The following is an 18,909-nucleotide window of genomic DNA, read 5'->3' on the forward strand; positions in this document are numbered from 1 at the left end:
CCATCTCTGACGCTGGGGATTAGCCACAGGCCACCATGCCTTCGTCATCCCAGGGCGGAGCAAGGAGCGAAGCGACGCGCTGCAGACCCTGGGATCCATTCCGTGACATCCGCCGAAGAATGCAGCGGCTCAGAATAAAAGCGCTCTGTAGCGATCCTTCGCGCCCCCCTCTGCCCTGCCGGGCATCTCCCCCACTTGGGGGGAGATTGGCCTTCATCACTGATTTCGCCAACCACCAACCTTGCAAAAAGGGCGCTGTCCGCGAAGCTGCCAATCTCCCCCCTTGTGGGGGAGATGCCCGGCAGGGCAGAGGGGGGCGCTGTCCCGCCAGCCTGTCGATCATGGCGAGATTGGCTCGTTGCCGCTTTCGCCAATCCTCATACCGCCATCGCCACGCCGTCCAACTCCCTCGCGGCATCCTCCGGCAGTTCAAGTTCGGCCGCGGCAAGATTCTCCCGCAAATGCGCAACGGAAGACGTGCCGGGGATGAGCAGGATATTGGGCGCGCGACCGAGCAGCCAGGCGAGCGCGACCTGCATCGGCGTGGCGCCCAGGCGCTGAGCGACGCCGGACAGGGTAGACGACTGCAGCGGGTTGAAGCCGCCGAGCGGAAAGAACGGCACATAAGCGATACCGTCGCGGGCGAGTTTGTCGATCAAGACATCATCGCCCCGGTGCGCCAGATTGTATTGGTTCTGGACGCAGACGATCCTGGCGATCCGTTGCGCCTCTTCGATCTGTGCCGGCGTGACATTGCTGAGCCCGATATGACGCACCAGGCCCTGTCGCTGAAGCTCGGCCAGCACAGTGAACGGCGCCTCGATCGAGCCTTCGGCGGGGCCATGCGCGTCGAACATGATCCTGAGATTGACGACGTCCAGCACGTCGAGCCCGAGATTGCGCAGATTGTCGTGCACCGCCTCCGTCAGCGCTTCGGGCGAGAAGGCCGGGAGCCACGAGCCATCCGCGCCGCGACGGGCACCGATCTTGGTGACGATCGTCAGATCGTCGGAATAGGGCGCGAGCGCTTCACGGATGAGTAGATTGGTGACGTGCGGGCCGTAGAAATCGCTGGTGTCTATGTGATTGACCCCGCGCGCAACAGCTCCGCGCAGCACGGCCAATGCCGCGCCATGGTTCTTGGGCGGACCAAAGACGCCGGGTCCTGCGAGCTGCATGGCGCCGTAGCCGAGCCGCTTCACGGTGCGGTCGCCGAGAGTGAACGTGCCGGAAAGGTCAATGCTGGACATGGTCTATCTCCGTTCAGTTGAGGTTGAGATAGGCGCTGTCCGATCTCACGATAATTGGGTACATTCCGCACGGGCTGTACGGAATGTCGAACAATGAAGATCGACCTCGGAGACCTCAACGCTTTCGTGGCGGTAGCGCGGGCCAAGGGTTTTCGCGATGGCGCCCGCGCCAGCGGCGGCAGTGCGTCGGGTTTGAGCGAGGCGGTGCGCCGCCTCGAGACGCAGCTCGGTGTCAGGCTGCTCAACAGGACGACCCGCAGCGTCGTGCTGACCGAAGCGGGCGCGAGCTTGCTGGCTCGGCTCGGCCCAGCCTTGACCGAGGTGGAATCGGCCGTCGACGTTGTGAATGGCTTCCGCGACAGGCCGGCAGGTACGTTGCGCCTCAATGTGCCGGTCAGCGCAGCGCGGCTGGTGCTGCCCGGCATCGTTCCGGGGTTTCTCGCTGCCTATCCCGGCATCCGGCTGGAGGTGATTGCCGAGGAGAGCTTTGTCGACGTCCTGGCGGCAGGCTGCGATGCCGGCATCCGTTACGACGAGCGGCTGGAACAGGACATGATCGCGGTGCCGATCGGACCGCGCCTGCAGTGCTTTGCCACCGCCGCCAGCCCTGCCTACCTTGATCGCCATGGCCGGCCGCAACACCCGCGCGACCTGCTCGGCCACGCCTGCCTGCGCGGCCGCTTCGCCAGCGGGGCAATGCCGCCATGGGAATTCGAGCGCGACGGCGAGGTGGTGCGGGTCGATCCGAAGGGGCCGCTTCTCGTGACCCTGGGCGGAGCGGCCGATCTCGCCGTCGCTGCAGCCATCGCCGGTACCGGCATTGTCAGCCTGTTCGAGGACTGGCTTCGCCCTCACTTTGAGAGCGGTGCGCTCGAACCCGTCCTCGAACCTTGGTGGCAGAGCTTCCCCGGGCCGTTCCTCTATTATCCCGGCCGGCGTCTCGTGCCGGCGCCGTTGCGGGCGTTTATCGACTTCATCAAGGTACCGGCCGATCGTTCCTAAATTTGGGCCAGGTTCACCAAAAGAAAAGGCCGCCCGGAGGCGGCCGTTTCGACTGTCTGGAGCTGAAGCAGTGCTTAGCGCTTCGAGAACTGGAACGAGCGGCGGGCCTTCGCCTTCCCGTACTTCTTGCGCTCGACGACGCGGCTGTCGCGGGTCAGGAAGCCGCCCTTCTTGAGCACGGGACGCAGCGCCGGCTCGTAATAGGTCAGCGCCTTGGAGATGCCGTGGCGCACCGCACCGGCCTGGCCGGAAAGGCCGCCGCCGATGACGGTGGCGACGATGTCGTACTGGCCGGCGCGGTTGGCAGCGATGATCGGCTGGTTGAGGATCATCTGCAGGACCGGGCGCGCGAAATATTCGGCGAACACCTTGTCGTTGACGACGATCTTGCCGGAGCCGGGCTTCACCCAGACACGCGCGATGGCGTTCTTGCGCTTGCCGGTGGCATAGGCGCGGCCCGACTTGTCGAGCTTCTGGACATGGACGGGTGCAGCCGGCTGCGTGTTGGTGTTGCCGGTGGCAGTTCCGAGTTCTGCGAGCGAGGAAAGCTCAGCCATTTTACGAAACCTTCTTGTTCTTGGCGTTCAGCTTGGCCACGTCGAGCGTGACGGGCTGCTGGGCGACATGCGGATGTTCCGTGCCTGCATAGACGCGGAGATTCTTCATTTGGCGACGGCCGAGCGGACCACGCGGGATCATGCGTTCGACGGCCTTCTCGACGACACGCTCGGGGAAACGGCCCTCGAGCAGTTGGCGCGCGGTGCGCTCCTTGATGCCGCCGGGGTGGCCGGTGTGCCAGTAATAGACCTTGTCGGTGAATTTCTTGCCGGTGAACACCACCTTGTCGGCATTGATGACGATGACGTTGTCGCCGTCGTCGACATGCGGGGTGAAGGTGGGCTTGTGTTTGCCGCGAAGATGGTTGGCGATGACAGTGGCGAGACGGCCGACGACGAGACCCTCGGCGTCGATCAGCACCCACTTCTTCACCACATCCGCAGGCTTCTGCGAAAAGGTTGCCATGGATTGTTGCTTTCGGTTCGGACCTTCCCCATCGACGAACGACAAGGAAAGGCGTTTCTTGTTGCTTGGATTGACGCCGAGCGCTCGCCCGCCGCCAATAACAAAACGGCGGCCTTTGCGGGCCGCTGTTCCGTGAGGGCTTATAGGCGAGGGGGAGGTATCACGTCAAGGCTGATGAAAACCAACAGGGCGGACAAAACACAGTAAAAACAAAGGTTTGAGATAAAGGTATTATTTTACCACACGATCAAACCGCTTCGGCGGGATTGAATAGGTTCCCGTGGCGTGCGCTACCGTGTGTCCGTCCGGTCCGGCGACGATGTCGATTTCGAACACCATCAGGCTCTTGCCAAGCTTCAGGATGCGGCAATGACCATCGATCGGTCCGGCCTCGGCCTTGCGGACAAAATTGATGGTGAGATTGGTGGTGACCGAAAGCGCGTCCGGCCCGGCATGCGAAAGCACGCAGACATAGCCGCCTATGTCGGCCAGCGTGAACAGCGACGGGCCCGACACGGTTCCGCCGGGGCGCAAATGCCGCTCGTCGGCATTCAGGCGTACCGTGCAGCCGCCCGCAAACACCTCGATCGCTTCGTAGAAGGTGAACTGGTCGTTGAGCTGCGGATAGACGGTCTCCATCAGCGCATTGACCTGCGCCGCGGTCAGCACCGGCTTGAGATTTTTTTGCGCAGGCATAGGCGGTTTCCTGTATGTGCCGTGGCCTGAGAAAACACGCCTTAAGCCTGTTCTTCAATCGACAGCGTGCTAGTTCTTTTGTTCCATGGCCCCGCGAACCCGATGCCGCTGGCCAATGATGAGGTTGGAGACATGGGAAGAGGTTTGAAAAATGGCTGAAATCGTCGCCATCAAGCCGGCTGTTGCCGAAGGTCCTGTTGTCACGAGGCTGGACAAGGGCGTGCTCCGCCTGACGCTCGCCAATCCGCCGGCCAATGCGCTGTCGCTGGCGGTGATGGCGGCGCTGACGGCGGAACTCGACCGCGCCAAATCCGACAGATCCGTCCGCGTCATCGTCCTGGCGGCCGCCGGAAAAATGTTCTGCGCCGGACACGACCTCAAGGAAATGACCGCGCGCCGCACCGATGCCGATCGCGGCAAGGCGTTCTTCGAGGAGACGTTTTCCGCCTGCGGGGCACTGATGCAGGCGATCGTGCGCCATCCCAGGCCGGTGATCGCCGAGGTCGATGGCCTGGCGACGGCGGCCGGGGCACAACTGGTCGCGAGCTGCGATCTGGCGATCGCCTCGCACGAGGCGACCTTCTGCACGCCGGGCGTTAATATCGGGCTGTTCTGCTCGACGCCGATGGTGGCGCTGTCGCGCAACGTTTCGCGCAAGCAGGCGATGGAGATGCTTTTGACCGGCGAGACCATCGATGCGGCGACGGCCAAGGAATTCGGCCTGATCAACCGCGTCGTGCCGCGCGAATATCTCAATCAGATTGTCACCAAATACGCGCAAACCATTGCTGCAAAATCGGCCTTGGTCGTCAAGACCGGCAAGGAAGCCTTTTACGCGCAGGCCGAAATGGGGCTGGCCGACGCCTATGCCTATACCGGCCGCGTCATGGTCGAGAACATGCTGGCGCGCGACGCTGAAGAGGGCATCGGCGCCTTCATCGGCAAGCGCAAGCCGGAATGGACGGAGGAATAGGGACGGAGAATAGACATGGAGCCTCGCATCTCCATCATCACCATTGCCGTCGATGATCTCGAGCGCGCCACGCGCTTCTACGAGGCGATGGGCCTGACCCGCCATGCCGGGATCACCGAGGGCGTCGCCTTCTTCCAGATGGGCGGCGTCATTCTCGGGCTGTTCCCGCGCGAAAGCGCCGAAGCCGATTCAGGCGTTACGTTCGGTAGGGCGCCGTCGGCGATCTACCTCGCCTACAACACGCGCTCCGACGCGGAGGTCGATGACGTGCTGACGATGGCCGAGAAGGCCGGCGGCCGGATCGTCAAGCCGGCCGGCCGCGCCTTCTGGGGCGGCTGGTATGGCTATTTCGCCGACACCGAAGGGCATATCTGGGAAGTGGCGCATAATCCGGCTTTTCCGATCGCGGAAGACGGCAGCATCTCGCTGCCGGGTTGACCGCGTTTCCCACGGCTTTCCACGATACGACCATTTCCGCATGATGCGCAGTTTCTGCTACGGTCCGGATGGTTTTCTCGCCGAAGCTCTGTATGAGGACGCCGCATGAACCATGACGCCTACGACAATGCCTATATCGCCGGCATCCTCAATTCGGTGAAGACCATCGCCATGGTCGGTGCGTCCGCCAACGATGTGCGGCCGAGCTATTTCGTGCTGAAATACCTGCTGGGCAAGGGGTTTTCGGTGTTCCCGATCAACCCCGGCCAGGCCGGCAAGGAAATCCTTGGCCGGATGACCTACGCCAGGCTCGCCGATATTCCCGAGCCGATCGACATGGTCGACGTTTTTCGCGGCTCCGCGGCGGTGCCGGGCGTCGTCGACGAGGTCTTGCGGCTCGATCCGTTGCCGAACGTCATCTGGATGCAGCTTGGCGTGCGCCATGACGAGGCGGCTGCACGCGCCGAGGCCGCCGGCATCAAGGTGGTGATGAACCGCTGCCCCAAGATCGAATATGGCAAGCTGTCAGGCGAGATCGGCTGGACCGGCGTCAACTCAGGCGTGCTGTCGTCGAAGAAGCCGCTGATGCGGCCGGGATTCCAGAGTTTTGGCGTCCGCCGGAAGTAGGTGGTGAATGGTGAATAGTGAATGGTGAATAGAAGGATTTTTCGGGAAGGCGGCCACGGCGGCATATGAGCCGCTTGCAATCAGGATGGGGCTGGCCGACGTTGTCTTCACCATTCACCATTCACCATTCACCATTCACCATTCACCATTCACCATTCACCACTCAGCATTCAGCATTCAGCATTCAGGGGAGGTAATCCATGACCCGCACGCCCGGTTTCAACACGCTCGCCGTCCATGCCGGCGCCAAGCCGGATCCGGCGACCGGCGCGCGTGCCACGCCGATTTACCAGACGACCTCCTTTGTCTTCGATGATGCCGACCATGCCGCCTCGCTGTTCGGGCTAAAAGCCTTCGGCAACATCTACACCCGGATCATGAACCCGACGCAGGCGGTGCTGGAAGAGCGTATCGCGGCACTCGAAGGCGGCACCGCGGGTTTGGCCGTCGCGTCGGGCCATGCCGCGCAGGTGCTTGTGTTCCACAACTTGATGCAGCCGGGCGACAATTTCGTCGCCGCGACAAGGCTTTACGGCGGCTCGATCAACCAGTTCGGCCACGCCTTCAAGAATTTCGGCTGGCAGGTGCGATGGGCCGACACCAACGACATCTCGACCTTCGAAAGCCAGATCGACGACAGGACCAAGGCGATCTTCATCGAGAGCCTGGCCAATCCGGGCGGCGTCTTCGTCGACATCGAAAAGATCGGCGACATCGCCCGCAAGCATGGCCTGCCGCTGATCGTCGACAACACGCTGGCCTCGCCCTATCTGGTGCGGCCGATCGAGCATGGCGCCGACATTGTCGTGCATTCGCTGACCAAGTTCATCGGCGGCCACGGCAATTCGATCGGCGGCGCCATTGTCGACGGCGGTACCTTCGACTGGTCGAAATCCGGCAAATATCCGATGCTGTCGGAGCCGCGCCCCGAATATGGCGGCCTCGTCCTGCACGAAACATTTGGCAATTTCGCTTTCGCCATTGCCGCGCGCGTGCTCGGCCTGCGCGACATGGGCCCGGCGATCTCGCCCTTCAATGCGTTCTTGATCCTGACCGGCCTGGAAACCCTGCCGCTCAGGATGCAGCGCCATTGCGACAATGCGGTCACCGTCGCCGCGTGGCTGTCCAACCACCCAAAAATCGCCTGGGTGTCGTATCCCGGCCTGCCCAGCGACAACAACAATGCGCTGCAGAAGAAGTACTCGCCGCTTGGCGCCGGCGCGGTGTTCACCTTCGGCCTGAAGGGCGGCTATGCGGCGGGCATCAAATTCGTCGAGGCGCTCGAACTGTTCTCGCACCTCGCCAATGTCGGCGACACCAAGTCGCTGGTCATCCATCCGGCATCGACCACGCATCGGCAACTGTCCGACGAGCAGAAGGTCGCGGCCGGCGCTGGGCCGGATACGGTCAGGCTCTCGGTCGGCATCGAGGATGTCAACGACATCGTCGCCGACTTGGAACAGGCTCTCGCCAACGTCTGACCCCTGCTGCAAGGAGTTTCCATGACCGCGCCAAAATTCCTCTCCGTCGATATTGAAAGCGTCGAGCCGGAACCTGGCGCGCCGGCGCCGGATCGCCTGATTTCAGGCGATCCAAAGTTCCGCACCTGGAATGTCGAGGAACGCGACGGTGGCCTCAATGCCGGCATCTGGGAGGCGACGTCGGGCAAATGGCGCATCGAATACGACGAGTGGGAGTTTTGCCACATCCTGTCGGGCGTTTCGGTGATTTCGGAGGAGGGCGGCGAGGCGCGCACCGTCAGCTCCGGCGACAGTTTCGTGCTCAGGCCGGGCTTTAAGGGAAGCTGGGAAGTGCTTGAAACGACACGCAAGGAGTATGTGATCAAGCTTTGATCATTGCCCGGTGTGCACGACGAGTCTTTCCAGCCCGTGGAAATGATAGGTGTCGCGAAAACGCTGCTGTTCGGCCAGATGCAGCCGCGGCAGCCGGTCGAACAAGGTTTTCAGCGATAGCTGCAATTCGAGCCGGGCGAGCGGCGCGCCGATGCAGAAATGAATGCCGGCGCCGAACGAGACGTTTTTCTGGTCGGCGCGATCCGGCCGGAAGGCGAAGGGTTCGGCAAAGGCCGCCGGGTCGTGATTGGCCATGCCGAGCAGCAGGCCGATCGTCTCGCCCGGCCGCACGACGACAGCGGGACCGACCTCGATTTCTTCATAGGCATAACGCGTGAACATGTGCAGCGGCGCGTCGAAGCGCAGGCATTCCTCGACCGTGGCGGTGGTCGTTTGCGGCGAGGTGAAGAAGCGGCGCGGGTCGCCGCCTTGCGCGAGAATCGCGCGCACCGCATTGCCGGTCTGGTGGACGGTCGCCTCGTGGCCGGCATTGAGCAGCAGGATCGCCGAGGACACCAGCTCGTCCTCAGAGAGTCTTTGGCCATCGTCTTGCGCCGAGATCAGCAGCGACAGCAGATCGTCGCTGGGGTTTTTGCGCCGCTCGGCAACATGGCCGCGCAGGAAATCCGAAAAATCATGTGCTGCGCGATTGGCCGTCTCTTCCGTTTCGCGGGTGCGGCCGTGCATGTACATGGCGACCATCCGATGCGACCAGTCGATGAGTTGCGGCCCCATCTCGACCGGCACGCCGAGCATCTCGGCAATGATGGTGATCGGCAAAGGCGATGCGAAGGCTGGCAGCAGGTCGACCTGGCCCGGCTCGAAACGGTCGATCAGCTCGTTGGCCAGCGCCTCGACGCGCGGCCTCAGCCGCTCGACCTGACGCGAGACGAAGGCGCGATTGACCAGCGTTCTGAGCCTGGTGTGAACGGGCGGTTCCAGCTCCAGCATCGAATTGGCCTCGATGCCGTCGAAGCTGCTGAGATGGATGCGGTCCTCGCCGACGCCGCTTCTGTCAGGGATGCCGGCCGGGTTTTGGCGGCCGAAGCGGCGGTCGCGCAGCAGCCGGCTGACGTCGTCGAAGCCGCCAAAGCACCAGAAGCCGAACTCTTCCCAGAAGAAGACATTCGATGTGCCATGCATGAAAGCATAGGCCGCGTACGGGTCCTGGAAGAAAGCCGCCTCGTGTGGATCGAGCCGCACATGACGGGTGGCCGGATCGAAGGCCAGGTAAGTTGGTGGCACCAAATCGGTCATTGTGGATCATTAGCGCATGACGCCAAAAACCGGAATCGGTTTTCGGAAAGGATCATGCGCAGATCCAAAAGTGTTGGAGCGTCCTTTGCGCGCCCCAACGACACGCGGCGCTCCAAGGCTTGCCAGCCTGGCGCCAGACATGCACAAAAGCGCATTTAGCCAGCCGGCGCGGCTGCGGAAAGACTGACTTGATGAATGTGATCGTGGTCGGCGCAGGCATTGCGGGGCTTTCGACGGCCTGGTCGCTGGTCAAGGCCGGGCACCGGGTCTCAATCGTCGAGCAGGGACCGATTCCCAATCCGCTTGCCGCCTCGGGCGACCATCACCGCGTCATCCGCCGCGCCTATGGCGCAGCCTCGGGTTATGGCCGGCTGATCACCGAAGCCTATGAAGCCTGGGACGAGATGTGGGCCGACCTCGGCGAGAACCATCTCGACCCGCGCGGCTTCATCTGCATTTCGCGGGAGCCGGGAGACGAAGCCGAGGAATACCGCGAGGGCATGGAAGCCGGAAACTACCCGATCGAACTGTTCGAGCCGGACGCCGCGGCCAAGCGCTGGCGGTTCCTGCAGCCCGGCTCGTTCCGCTACGCATATTTTTCGCCGGAGGGTGGTGCGCTGCATTGTCGCAAGATTGCCTCCCGCCTCGCCGATTGGCTGCGGAGAACCGGCGCCAATGTCTACGAAAACAGCAAGGTGGTGGAGGTCGACGCCGAGGCTGGCCGCCTCATGCTTGAAAGCGGCGAGACGATGCAGGCCGACCGCATCGTCGTCACCGCTGGCGCCTGGGTGCTGAAACTGTTTCCGGAGCTGGGCGGCGACCTGAAGACCTGGCGCACCGCGCTCGCCTATGTCGAACCGCCGGCGGATCTGAAAGCGGCATGGCATTCGGCCCCGGTCATCCTCGACGTCGGCGGCGCTATCGACGGCTACGTGATCCCGCCGTCCGGCGGCGCCGGCATGAAATTCGGCTCAGGGCTGCACAGGGTGCCGACCAGCGATGCCGACTGGAACCGCCAGCCGGTGGCGGGCGAGGGCGAGGCGATCCGCGACCTGTTTTCGCCGCCGATGGCCCGTATCGAAGAATACAAGGTCACCGAGGTCGTCACCTGCGCCTACACCTTCACCGTCGACGAAAAGTTCCTGGCGCATGAGAAGGGCAAATGCCTTGTCGTCTCGGCCTGCTCCGGCCACGGCTACAAGTTCGGCGCGGCGGTCGGCAGGCGCGTCGCAGCGACCGACGGCAATGGCGACGTCGGCGGCCTGAAAGCGTGGCTGCGGGCGGAGGCGGTCTGACCTAAAACCGGCAGTGCCGCGGAACACGCACCTGCCGCCAGCGCGACGAGCCCTCGCGGACCAGAACCCGGCGCGCCACTGTCTGGTAGGTGGCGGGAAAATTGACGATCCGCCGCTGCTCCGGCTGCACCAGAACCTCCTCGGCGACGCTCTCGTACTCGGCGGGACTGACGACGCGCCATTGGCGCTCCGGCTGCACCACCACGGTCTCGGCCACCCGTTGATAGCGCGCCTTGTGCCTGACCTTGCACAGCACCTTGCGGCCGTTGATGACGCGCCATTCCCAGGAGTAGCCGCCGTCATCGACCTTCACCGTGCGGTAGATGGTGCGGGTGATGGCAGGCACGATCTCGTAGCCGACACGCGCCGGTGCGATCTGCACCACCCGCTCGCGCGTCCCGTAGATCGCCGGAACGGATTCCACCTGCTGACCGGCCGGGCTGACGAGCACGTTTTCGTAGACGGTCTTGTAGACGGCCGGCCTGTTGACCTGCTCGTAGCACTCGACGGCGCGCCCGCCGGCAGCCGTTTCGGACATCATGCCGAGGACGGCGAGGCTGGCGATGGCCGAGGAAGCAGTTTTCCCGATCATTGCACTCCCCCCAGTTTGAACTTTCCACGCAAGCTCAACGTTGAATTGTAGGGGAAGCCGTGTCCCGGGAAAGCAGTTTCGGCACATTTCGTTAAGCGACGCGGTTAAGAAACTGTTACCCGGCAGCGCAGCCGCGCCGCTTCAACAGCAGCCGGCGCAGCTTCGCCCGAATTCTGTGCAGAAACCTTGATTCGACTTAACCGGATGGCTAGGAGGGGCGGCCTTGCGCTAGGGTGAGCCGACATCCTATTTACAGGGATAACGATCCAGAACCGATTCTGCCCGACTTGCTCATCTCCGGCGCCGGAATCCCATCTTCAATAAGGGATAGTCCATGAAGAACCCCGTCGAAACCTACATGAACCTCGTTCCGATGGTGGTCGAGCAGACCAATCGCGGCGAGCGGGCCTACGACATTTTCTCGCGGCTCCTGAAAGAGCGCATCATTTTCATCACCGGTCCGGTCGAGGACGGCATGGCGACGCTGGTCTGCGCGCAGCTGCTGTTCCTCGAAGCGGAGAATCCGAAGAAGGAAATCAACCTCTACATCAATTCGCCCGGCGGCGTCGTCACCTCGGGCATGGCGATCTACGACACCATGCAGTTCATCAAGCCGGCGGTGGCGACGCTGTGCATCGGCCAGGCCGCCTCCATGGGCTCGCTGCTTCTCACCGCCGGCGAGAAGGGCATGCGCTTCGCCACGCCGAACGCCCGCATCATGGTCCACCAGCCTTCCGGTGGTTTTCAGGGCCAGGCTTCCGACATCGAGCGCCACGCCCAGGACATCATCAAGCTGAAGCGCCGCCTCAACGAGGTCTATGTCAAGCACACCGGCAAAAGCTACGACGAGATTGAAAGGACGCTCGACCGCGACCATTTCATGACCTCCGACGAGGCCAGGGAATTCGGCCTCATCGACAAGGTCATTTCGTCGCGTGAGCCGATCGAGGGTCTTGCCACATAAGCCTGGTGGCAGTTGGATGGCGGGAAAACACGCTTTTGATGCCGCTTGCGGCATTTCGGCCACAATTGGCTGTTCCCTCGACGGGAGCGATTGCCTACGTTAAGCCTATGTTGATTTTCGACGGCTTAGCTTTGTGCGGGGTTGATGCGAATCATTGCGACGTTTTCTGATATGTGTTTCGTATGGAATGCGTTGCGGGAGCCGGACTACTGGCGGCGGCGATTTCCCGCGATAGATTGAGTTATGCGCCCTTTCAACCAGACCATCGGCGGGCGGCTATGAAAGGACATGAAAATGAGCAAGGTCGGCAACAGCGGCGGTGATTCCAAGAACACGCTTTATTGCTCGTTTTGCGGCAAAAGCCAGCACGAAGTGCGCAAGCTGATCGCCGGCCCGACGGTGTTCATCTGCGACGAATGCGTCGAGCTCTGCATGGACATCATCCGCGAGGAGAACAAGACCTCGATGGTGAAGTCGCGCGAGGGCGTGCCGACCCCGCAGGAGATCCTCAAGGTTCTCGACGACTACGTCATCGGCCAGCCCTACGCCAAGCGCGTGCTGTCGGTGGCCGTCCACAACCACTACAAGCGCCTCGCGCATGCCGGCAAGAACAACGACGTCGAACTGGCGAAGTCCAACATCTTGCTGATCGGCCCGACCGGCTGCGGCAAGACGCTGCTCGCGCAGACGCTGGCCCGCATCATCGACGTGCCGTTCACCATGGCCGATGCGACGACGCTGACCGAGGCCGGCTATGTCGGCGAGGATGTCGAGAACATCATCCTCAAGCTGTTGCAGTCGGCCGACTACAATGTCGAACGCGCCCAGCGCGGCATCGTCTACATCGACGAGATCGACAAGATTTCGCGCAAGTCGGACAATCCCTCGATAACCCGCGACGTGTCGGGCGAGGGCGTCCAGCAGGCGCTGTTGAAGATCATGGAAGGCACGGTCGCCTCCGTGCCGCCGCAGGGCGGCAGGAAGCATCCGCAGCAGGAATTCCTGCAGGTCGACACCGCCAACATCCTGTTCATCTGCGGCGGCGCCTTCGCCGGGCTGGACAAGATCATCTCGGATCGCGGTCGCAAGACCTCGATCGGCTTCGGCGCCACCGTCGCGTCGCCCGAGGATCGCCGCACCGGCGACGTTTTCCGTCTGGTCGAGCCGGAAGATCTGTTGAAGTTCGGCCTCATTCCCGAGTTCGTCGGCCGTCTGCCGGTTCTGGCAACGCTGGAGGACCTCGACGAGCCGGCGCTGATCCAGATCCTGACCGAGCCGAAGAACGCGCTGGTCAAGCAGTACCAGCGGCTGTTCGAGATGGAGAATGTCGACTTGACCTTCCACGAGAATGCGCTGTCGGCGATCGCCAAGCGAGCCATCGAACGCAAGACCGGCGCGCGCGGCCTGCGCTCGATCATGGAGGCGATCCTGCTCGACACGATGTTCGAGCTGCCGGCGCTGGAGGGCGTGCGCGAAGTGGTTATTTCGGAAGAGGTGGTGTCCGGCAACGCCAGGCCGCTCTACATCTATTCCGAGCAGAAGGAAAAGAAGGGCAACGTCAGCGCCTGACGTCAGTCCTGTAGTGGAGTTCTTCAAACGGCGCCGCAAGGCGCCGTTTTGCCGTTTGCGGATGGGCAGGCTATGATGAACGGATTATGACGGATTGGATGAACGGTTTCGTGACGACCCTTGATCTTTGCCTCGCTTGCCTCCAACTAACGGTGGAAGGCCGTGGCGCCGAATTCTGTGCTGTAAAACTCCCGTCACAAACGGTGGTAGGCGGAACCATCCCCGGTCGTTAATATGAGAATCGCGGTTGGCCGATTGGCGGTCGCGACATGAAAGGTTGGACAATGGCCAAAATATCCAAGGCTCCCAGCGACGGCGTCTTCGCAGTCCTCCCACTGCGCGACATCGTGGTGTTCCCGCACATGATCGTTCCGCTATTTGTCGGGCGTGAAAAGTCGATCAAGGCGCTGGAAGAGGTGATGGGTCAGGAAAAGCAGATCCTGCTTGCGACCCAGATGAATGCCGCCGATGACGATCCCGAGTCCGATGCGATCTTCGACATCGGCACGCTCGCCAATGTGCTGCAGTTGCTGAAGCTGCCGGACGGCACCGTCAAGGTGCTGGTCGAAGGCGCCTCGCGCGCGAAAATCGTTTCGTTCACCGACCGTCCCGACTTCCACGAGGCCCGCGCCGCAGCACTGGTCGAACCGGATGAGGAAGAGGTCGAGGTCGAGGCGCTGGCCCGTTCCGTCGTCACCGACTTCGAGAACTACGTCAAGCTGAACAAGAAGATCTCGCCCGAAGTGGTGGGTGCCGCCAGCCAGATCGACGACTATTCCAAGCTCGCCGATACGGTTGCCTCGCATCTTGCCATCAAGATCCCGGAGAAGCAGGAGATGCTGGCCACGCTTTCGGTCAAGGAGCGGCTGGAAAAGGCGATGGGCTTCATGGAAGCCGAGATCTCCGTCCTGCAGGTCGAGAAGCGCATCCGCTCGCGCGTCAAGCGCCAGATGGAGAAGACGCAGCGCGAATACTACCTCAACGAGCAGATGAAGGCGATCCAGAAGGAGCTCGGCGAGGGCGAGGACGGCCGCGACGAGGCCGCCGAGATCGAGGCGCGCATCAAGAAGACCAAGCTCTCCAAGGAGGCCCGCGAAAAGGCGGAAGCCGAACTGAAGAAGCTGCGGACGATGTCGCCGATGTCGGCTGAATCGACCGTCGTACGCAACTATCTCGACTGGATCCTGTCGATACCGTGGGGCAAGAACTCCAAGGTCAAGCAGGATCTGGGCTTCGCGCAGAACGTGCTCGACACCGACCATTTCGGCCTCGACAAGGTCAAGGACCGCATCGTCGAATATCTCGCCGTGCAGAGCCGCCAGAAGAAGCTGAAGGGGCCGATCCTGTGCCTCGTCGGGCCTCCCGGCGTCGGCAAGACCTCGCTCGGCAAATCGATCGCCAAGGCGACCGGCCGCGAGTTCATCCGCATGGCGCTGGGCGGCGTGCGCGACGAGGCCGAGATCCGCGGTCACCGGCGCACCTATATCGGCTCGATGCCCGGCAAGGTCATCCAGTCGATGAAGAAGGCGAAGAAATCCAACCCGCTCTTCCTGCTCGACGAGATCGACAAGATGGGCCAGGATTTCCGCGGCGATCCGTCGTCGGCGTTGCTCGAGGTGCTCGATCCCGAGCAGAACTCGACGTTCATGGACCACTATCTCGAGGTCGAATACGACCTGTCGAGCGTGATGTTCGTGACCACGGCGAACACGTTGAACATTCCGGCACCCTTGATGGACCGCATGGAGATCATTCGTATCGCCGGCTACACCGAGGACGAGAAGATCGAGATCGCCAAGCGCCACCTGATGCCGAAGGTGATCCGCGATCACGCGCTGCAGCCGAACGAGTTCTCCGTCGGCGAGGACGCGATCCGCGGCATCATCCAGACCTACACCCGTGAAGCGGGCGTCAGGAGTCTGGAGCGCGAGCTGATGAAGCTCGGCCGCAAGGCGGTGACCGAGATCCTGAAGACGAAGAAGAAGACGGTCGACATCACGGCGGACAATCTCGCCGATTACCTTGGTGTTCCGCGCTTCCGCTTCGGTCAGGTCGAGGCCGACGATCAGGTCGGCGTTGTCACCGGGCTCGCCTGGACGGAAGTCGGCGGCGAGCTGCTGACGATCGAAGGCGTCATGATGCCCGGCAAGGGCCGCATGACGGTGACCGGCAATCTGCGCGACGTGATGAAGGAATCGATCTCGGCGGCGGCCTCCTATGTCCGCTCGCGGGCTCTCGATTTCGGCGTCGAGCCGCCGCTGTTCGACAAGCGCGACATCCACGTCCACGTGCCCGAAGGCGCAACGCCCAAGGACGGACCGTCGGCGGGCGTGGCGATGGCGACGGCGATCGTCTCGGTGCTGACCGGCATCCCGGTCAGGGCCGACGTGGCGATGACCGGCGAGATCACGCTGCGCGGCAGAGTGCTGCCGATCGGCGGGCTCAAGGAGAAGCTGCTTGCAGCACTGCGCGGCGGCATCAAGAAGGTGCTGATCCCGGAAGACAACGCCAAGGATCTGGCGGAGATTCCGGACAACGTGAAGAACGGTATGGAGATCGTTCCGGTCGGGCGGGTCGGTGAAGTCTTGCGCCATGCGCTGGTGCGTATGCCGGAGGCGATCGAGTGGGTCGAGCCGGTCAATGCGCCGGCTGCGGTGGATGCCGGAGACGACGCCAGCAAGTCGCTAGCTCATTAGCGCGTGCTAAAGTTGCAATGCACAACGGAGAGCCGGGCCTAGAGCCCGGCTCTTTCATGTGAAAAACCCCGGAATTCCGGGGTTTTTTCGACTCTTTTGACGCTTTTCGACTTGGTTGCGGAAGCGCTTCTTTCTAAAGTCCGTTTCCTGCCGGATGAGTCGTACGTTCCGGTTTCTCATGGAAGGGAATTTTTATGAACAAGAACGAACTGGTGTCCGCTGTCGCCGACGCCGCGAGTATTTCGAAGGGTGACGCGCAGTCGGCTGTCGATGCGGTGTTCTCCGTCATCACCGGCGAACTGAAGAAGGGCGGCGATGTCCGGCTTGTCGGCTTCGGAAATTTCACAGTGTCAAAACGCGCTGCCTCGACCGGCCGCAATCCGCAGACCGGCGCCGAAGTGCAGATTCCGGCGCGCACCGTGCCGAAGTTTTCGGCCGGCAAGGGCCTCAAGGACGCAGTCAACTAAGCGCCTTCGTACCCTTTTCAGAGACCAGAAAAGCCGGGCATGCCCGGCTTTTCTTTCGCGCCACTTTGGCGGGCTCTATGCCGTCGGTGCATCGGCGCGCATCAGCCCTTCCTGCTTGAGATCGGCCCAGAGTGCCGATGGCAGCTTCGCGTCGAGCAGCGACCGATTGCTTTCGACCTCGCTCGGCCGCTGGCCGCCGGGGATCACCGACACGACCGAAGGGTGCAGCAGCGGAAATTGCAGTGCCGCCTCGATCAGGCGCACACCGTGGCGCTTGCAGACAGCCTCGATGCGCGTGACGCGGTCGATGATGTCCTGCGGCGCCTCGGTATAATCGTAGTAGGCGCCGGGCTTCGGACCGGTTGCCAGGATGCCGGAATTATACGGCCCGCCGAGAACGATGCCGATGCCGCGCTTCTGGCATAGCGGCAGGAAGGATTGCAGCGCCTCCTGCTCCAGCAGCGTATAGCGCCCGGCAAGCAGGAACAGGTCGAAGTCGCCGCGCTCGGCAAGCGTCTGGGCAACCTGCCATTCGTTGATGCCGCCGCCGAACGCCTTGATGATGCCCTGGTCACGCAGGGACAGCAGCCCGTAATAGCCCGAGCGCATGAACTCCTCGATGCGCTGGTCCGCGGCCGCCTTGCTGCCATGCGTGAAGACGTCGACGTCATGCACGAAAAGGATGTCAATGCGGTCGACGCCGAGGCGTTCCAGCGAGGCTTCGAAGGAGCGCATGACCCCGTCATAGCTGTAGTCGTAGACCTCGCGGCGCGACGGCGTGTCGAAGAACTTGCCGATGCCGGTGCGCTGGTCCGGCGGGCAGGCGCGCATGATGCGGCCGACCTTGCTCGACAGCACATAGTCGTCGCGCTTTTTCGAGCGCAGGAACGGATTGAGCCGCGTTTCCGACAGGCCAAGCCCGTAGAGCGGTGCGGTGTCGTAGTAGCGGCAACCGACCCGCCATGCAGCCTCCAGGGTGGCGTTGGCATCCTCGTCGGAGACGGCACGATAAAGATTGCCGAGCGGCGCCGTGCCGAAGCCGAGTTCCGTGAAACTGATGCCGCCATTGCCGATGCGGTCGAAATGCCGTGTCTTCATATGCTGCCGTTTCCTCATTTCCGTATGTCCCGAGACTATCATGCCTGAGGCGCTGCAAAAGCACTCCGAGCCGTTGGACACGAACTTTCACGGTGATAGCATGAGCAAAAACAAGCCGTTCGGGGAAGATGTGACCAAACAATCCAGATGGGTTTTTGAGGGCAGCAAGCTGGTGGGTCTGTCATGACGAATGCCGGCACAGATCTGTTCAGGATTGCACTCGACGAACGTGGCACGGTGCTGGCTCGGATCGGCGAAAGCCGTATCGACGCCGCCCGCCACACCAACATGGAGTAGGCGTCATGCGCTACGAGCTGATGCTGCCGCACCAGATCCGCAAGGCGATCGCCGAGAACTGGCCGGTCGTGCTCCCGCTCGGCGTGCTCGAATACCATGGTGAGCACATGGCCGTCGGCATGGATACGCTGGCGGTGGTCAAGATGCTGGAGCTGTTCGAAAAGGAAGCCAACATCGCCATCCTGCCAGCCTTCTACTATGGCGCGGCGAGCTACGCGGTGGCGCCGCCAGAGGGCAATGGCTCGGTTCAGGTCGGCGGCAGGGCGCTGGCGCCGTTCGCGGAGGAACTGTTCTACAGCCTGCTGCGCATCGGTTTTCGCAACATCCACGCCATCATCCACCACCAGACCGAGAACTTTGTTGCCGGCATGCCGACCGATCTCGCCTTCAAGACCGCTGGCCGCCAGGCGATCTTCCGTTTTCTGGAGAAGGAGCGCGGCGAGGGCTGGTGGGCCTCCGAGACGATGGCCGGCTACTATGCCGAGCACGCCGAGGGCGGCAATTTCTTCAACTGGATACAAGTGCATCCGCTGATGCCGACGGTGACGGACGGCCAGTATCCCTTCGATCATGCCGGCATCGGCGAGACGTCGCTGATGCTGGCGCTGTGCCCAGAAGCGGTGGACGCCGGCCACTTCGCCGACAATACGGGATGGTATACGGCGACCGCCCCTGAGGCCTCGACGGAACTGGGGCAAAAGGGCGTCGCGATGATCCTCGAGCATATGCGGGCGATATTGTCACGCTAACGGATGCGCCATTTCGAGCGTTGCAGGATGCAGGATGAAAACCGTAGCGATCCTTCGCGCCCC

Annotated in this window: 20 protein-coding genes; 13 read left to right on the forward strand and 7 right to left on the reverse strand. The window is 62.5% G+C overall.

The features are described from left to right. Positions 1-377: 377 nt before the first annotated feature. Positions 378-1,250, reverse strand: coding sequence for an aldo/keto reductase family oxidoreductase (locus AC0L2K_RS15980; RefSeq protein ID WP_023798355.1), 873 nt, complete (start codon positions 1,248-1,250; stop codon positions 378-380). A gap of 93 nt (positions 1,251-1,343) precedes the next feature. On the opposite strand from AC0L2K_RS15980, the gene AC0L2K_RS15985 reads away from it, so the two are divergent. Then, positions 1,344-2,252: a LysR family transcriptional regulator gene (locus AC0L2K_RS15985; RefSeq protein WP_473531770.1), complete on the forward strand. Its 909-nt coding sequence runs from the start codon at positions 1,344-1,346 to the stop codon at positions 2,250-2,252. A 74-nt stretch (positions 2,253-2,326) separates the two neighbouring features. On the opposite strand, the gene rpsI is transcribed toward AC0L2K_RS15985, so the two are convergent. The 3 genes from rpsI to AC0L2K_RS16000 all read right to left on the reverse strand — a co-directional run bounded on the left by rpsI (position 2,327) and on the right by AC0L2K_RS16000 (position 3,971). Next, the gene (gene rpsI / locus AC0L2K_RS15990) at positions 2,327-2,809 is read right to left on the reverse strand and encodes a 30S ribosomal protein S9 (protein ID WP_023798354.1); all 483 of its coding nucleotides are present in this window, start codon (positions 2,807-2,809) and stop codon (positions 2,327-2,329) included. 1 nt (position 2,810) lies between these two features. After that, a complete protein-coding gene (rplM, locus tag AC0L2K_RS15995; protein ID WP_023798353.1) occupies positions 2,811-3,275 on the reverse strand; it encodes a 50S ribosomal protein L13 in 465 nt (154 codons plus the stop codon). 231 nt (positions 3,276-3,506) lie between these two features. Then, on the reverse strand, positions 3,507-3,971 hold the full coding sequence (locus AC0L2K_RS16000) for a PaaI family thioesterase (RefSeq protein ID WP_473531771.1): 465 nt from the start codon (positions 3,969-3,971) through the stop codon (positions 3,507-3,509). Between the two features lie 151 nt (positions 3,972-4,122). Between AC0L2K_RS16000 and AC0L2K_RS16005 the strand changes: the two genes are divergently transcribed. The 5 genes from AC0L2K_RS16005 (at position 4,123) to AC0L2K_RS16025 (ending at position 7,862) form a co-directional block, all read left to right on the forward strand. Next, complete coding sequence (locus tag AC0L2K_RS16005) at positions 4,123-4,944, forward strand: enoyl-CoA hydratase (RefSeq protein WP_023798351.1); 822 nt, start codon at positions 4,123-4,125, stop codon at positions 4,942-4,944. Between the two features lie 15 nt (positions 4,945-4,959). Continuing rightward, positions 4,960-5,382, forward strand: a complete 423-nt coding sequence (locus AC0L2K_RS16010; protein ID WP_023798350.1) for a VOC family protein — start codon at positions 4,960-4,962, stop codon at positions 5,380-5,382. A gap of 105 nt (positions 5,383-5,487) precedes the next feature. Next, entirely contained in the window at positions 5,488-6,009 is a 522-nt protein-coding gene (locus AC0L2K_RS16015) for a CoA-binding protein (RefSeq protein ID WP_023798349.1), read from the forward strand. Positions 6,010-6,209: 200 nt separating this feature from the next. Beyond that, entirely contained in the window at positions 6,210-7,490 is a 1,281-nt protein-coding gene (locus tag AC0L2K_RS16020; protein WP_473531772.1) for an O-acetylhomoserine aminocarboxypropyltransferase, read from the forward strand. Between the two features lie 21 nt (positions 7,491-7,511). Continuing rightward, positions 7,512-7,862, forward strand: coding sequence for a cupin domain-containing protein (locus tag AC0L2K_RS16025; protein ID WP_473531773.1), 351 nt, complete (start codon positions 7,512-7,514; stop codon positions 7,860-7,862). On the opposite strand, the gene AC0L2K_RS16030 is transcribed toward AC0L2K_RS16025, so the two are convergent. Then, complete coding sequence (locus AC0L2K_RS16030) at positions 7,863-9,119, reverse strand: cytochrome P450 (RefSeq protein WP_473531774.1); 1,257 nt, start codon at positions 9,117-9,119, stop codon at positions 7,863-7,865. It lies immediately after the preceding gene. Between the two features lie 191 nt (positions 9,120-9,310). On the opposite strand from AC0L2K_RS16030, the gene AC0L2K_RS16035 reads away from it, so the two are divergent. Then, positions 9,311-10,414 (forward strand): NAD(P)/FAD-dependent oxidoreductase, encoded by a 1,104-nt coding sequence (locus tag AC0L2K_RS16035; RefSeq protein ID WP_473531825.1) that lies wholly within the window; start codon positions 9,311-9,313, stop codon positions 10,412-10,414. Between the two features lies 1 nt (position 10,415). Here AC0L2K_RS16035 and AC0L2K_RS16040 read toward each other — a convergent pair whose 3' ends face one another. After that, on the reverse strand, positions 10,416-11,006 hold the full coding sequence (locus tag AC0L2K_RS16040; protein WP_473531775.1) for a hypothetical protein: 591 nt from the start codon (positions 11,004-11,006) through the stop codon (positions 10,416-10,418). A gap of 334 nt (positions 11,007-11,340) precedes the next feature. Between AC0L2K_RS16040 and clpP the strand changes: the two genes are divergently transcribed. From clpP to AC0L2K_RS16060, 4 genes are all read left to right on the forward strand, one after another. Further along, positions 11,341-11,970 (forward strand): ATP-dependent Clp endopeptidase proteolytic subunit ClpP, encoded by a 630-nt coding sequence (clpP, locus tag AC0L2K_RS16045; RefSeq protein WP_128170025.1) that lies wholly within the window; start codon positions 11,341-11,343, stop codon positions 11,968-11,970. 294 nt (positions 11,971-12,264) lie between these two features. Next, positions 12,265-13,539, forward strand: coding sequence for an ATP-dependent Clp protease ATP-binding subunit ClpX (clpX, locus tag AC0L2K_RS16050; RefSeq protein WP_027155315.1), 1,275 nt, complete (start codon positions 12,265-12,267; stop codon positions 13,537-13,539). Between the two features lie 284 nt (positions 13,540-13,823). Then, on the forward strand, positions 13,824-16,235 hold the full coding sequence (gene lon, locus AC0L2K_RS16055; protein ID WP_287229749.1) for an endopeptidase La: 2,412 nt from the start codon (positions 13,824-13,826) through the stop codon (positions 16,233-16,235). A 194-nt stretch (positions 16,236-16,429) separates the two neighbouring features. Then, the gene (locus AC0L2K_RS16060; protein ID WP_023798342.1) at positions 16,430-16,702 is read left to right on the forward strand and encodes an HU family DNA-binding protein; all 273 of its coding nucleotides are present in this window, start codon (positions 16,430-16,432) and stop codon (positions 16,700-16,702) included. A 75-nt stretch (positions 16,703-16,777) separates the two neighbouring features. On the opposite strand, the gene AC0L2K_RS16065 is transcribed toward AC0L2K_RS16060, so the two are convergent. Beyond that, a complete protein-coding gene (locus tag AC0L2K_RS16065) occupies positions 16,778-17,800 on the reverse strand; it encodes an aldo/keto reductase (RefSeq protein WP_473531776.1) in 1,023 nt (340 codons plus the stop codon). 40 nt (positions 17,801-17,840) lie between these two features. Here AC0L2K_RS16065 and AC0L2K_RS16070 point away from each other — a divergent pair, with 40 nt between their 5' ends. Beyond that, positions 17,841-17,987 carry a hypothetical protein gene (locus AC0L2K_RS16070; RefSeq protein ID WP_473531777.1) on the forward strand — a complete coding sequence of 49 codons (147 nt, stop codon included), beginning with the start codon at positions 17,841-17,843 and terminating at the stop codon, positions 17,985-17,987. A 115-nt stretch (positions 17,988-18,102) separates the two neighbouring features. After that, positions 18,103-18,846 carry a creatininase family protein gene (locus AC0L2K_RS16075; RefSeq protein ID WP_128170028.1) on the forward strand — a complete coding sequence of 248 codons (744 nt, stop codon included), beginning with the start codon at positions 18,103-18,105 and terminating at the stop codon, positions 18,844-18,846. The last annotated feature ends 63 nt before the right edge of the window (positions 18,847-18,909 follow it).

Source organism: Mesorhizobium sp. WSM4817 (assembly GCF_055811135.1).

Excerpts from the sequence above, each read along its gene's own strand:
- rplM (WP_023798353.1), bottom strand. The coding sequence starts at position 3,275 with ATGGCAACCTTTTCGCAGAAGCCTGCGGATGTGGTGAAGAAGTGGGTG.
- AC0L2K_RS16010 (WP_023798350.1), top strand. The coding sequence starts at position 4,960 with ATGGAGCCTCGCATCTCCATCATCACCATTGCCGTCGATGATCTCGAG.
- AC0L2K_RS15980 (WP_023798355.1), bottom strand. The coding sequence starts at position 1,250 with ATGTCCAGCATTGACCTTTCCGGCACGTTCACTCTCGGCGACCGCACC.
- AC0L2K_RS16065 (WP_473531776.1), bottom strand. The coding sequence starts at position 17,800 with ATGAAGACACGGCATTTCGACCGCATCGGCAATGGCGGCATCAGTTTC.
- AC0L2K_RS16060 (WP_023798342.1), top strand. The coding sequence starts at position 16,430 with ATGAACAAGAACGAACTGGTGTCCGCTGTCGCCGACGCCGCGAGTATT.
- AC0L2K_RS16015 (WP_023798349.1), top strand. The coding sequence starts at position 5,488 with ATGAACCATGACGCCTACGACAATGCCTATATCGCCGGCATCCTCAAT.
- clpP (WP_128170025.1), top strand. The coding sequence starts at position 11,341 with ATGAAGAACCCCGTCGAAACCTACATGAACCTCGTTCCGATGGTGGTC.
- AC0L2K_RS16075 (WP_128170028.1), top strand. The coding sequence starts at position 18,103 with ATGCGCTACGAGCTGATGCTGCCGCACCAGATCCGCAAGGCGATCGCC.
- AC0L2K_RS16030 (WP_473531774.1), bottom strand. The coding sequence starts at position 9,119 with ATGACCGATTTGGTGCCACCAACTTACCTGGCCTTCGATCCGGCCACC.
- rpsI (WP_023798354.1), bottom strand. The coding sequence starts at position 2,809 with ATGGCTGAGCTTTCCTCGCTCGCAGAACTCGGAACTGCCACCGGCAAC.
- AC0L2K_RS16040 (WP_473531775.1), bottom strand. The coding sequence starts at position 11,006 with ATGATCGGGAAAACTGCTTCCTCGGCCATCGCCAGCCTCGCCGTCCTC.
- clpX (WP_027155315.1), top strand. The coding sequence starts at position 12,265 with ATGAGCAAGGTCGGCAACAGCGGCGGTGATTCCAAGAACACGCTTTAT.
- AC0L2K_RS16070 (WP_473531777.1), top strand. The coding sequence starts at position 17,841 with ATGCCTGAGGCGCTGCAAAAGCACTCCGAGCCGTTGGACACGAACTTT.
- AC0L2K_RS16020 (WP_473531772.1), top strand. The coding sequence starts at position 6,210 with ATGACCCGCACGCCCGGTTTCAACACGCTCGCCGTCCATGCCGGCGCC.
- AC0L2K_RS16005 (WP_023798351.1), top strand. The coding sequence starts at position 4,123 with ATGGCTGAAATCGTCGCCATCAAGCCGGCTGTTGCCGAAGGTCCTGTT.
- AC0L2K_RS15985 (WP_473531770.1), top strand. The coding sequence starts at position 1,344 with ATGAAGATCGACCTCGGAGACCTCAACGCTTTCGTGGCGGTAGCGCGG.
- AC0L2K_RS16000 (WP_473531771.1), bottom strand. The coding sequence starts at position 3,971 with ATGCCTGCGCAAAAAAATCTCAAGCCGGTGCTGACCGCGGCGCAGGTC.
- lon (WP_287229749.1), top strand. The coding sequence starts at position 13,824 with ATGGCCAAAATATCCAAGGCTCCCAGCGACGGCGTCTTCGCAGTCCTC.
- AC0L2K_RS16025 (WP_473531773.1), top strand. The coding sequence starts at position 7,512 with ATGACCGCGCCAAAATTCCTCTCCGTCGATATTGAAAGCGTCGAGCCG.
- AC0L2K_RS16035 (WP_473531825.1), top strand. The coding sequence starts at position 9,311 with ATGAATGTGATCGTGGTCGGCGCAGGCATTGCGGGGCTTTCGACGGCC.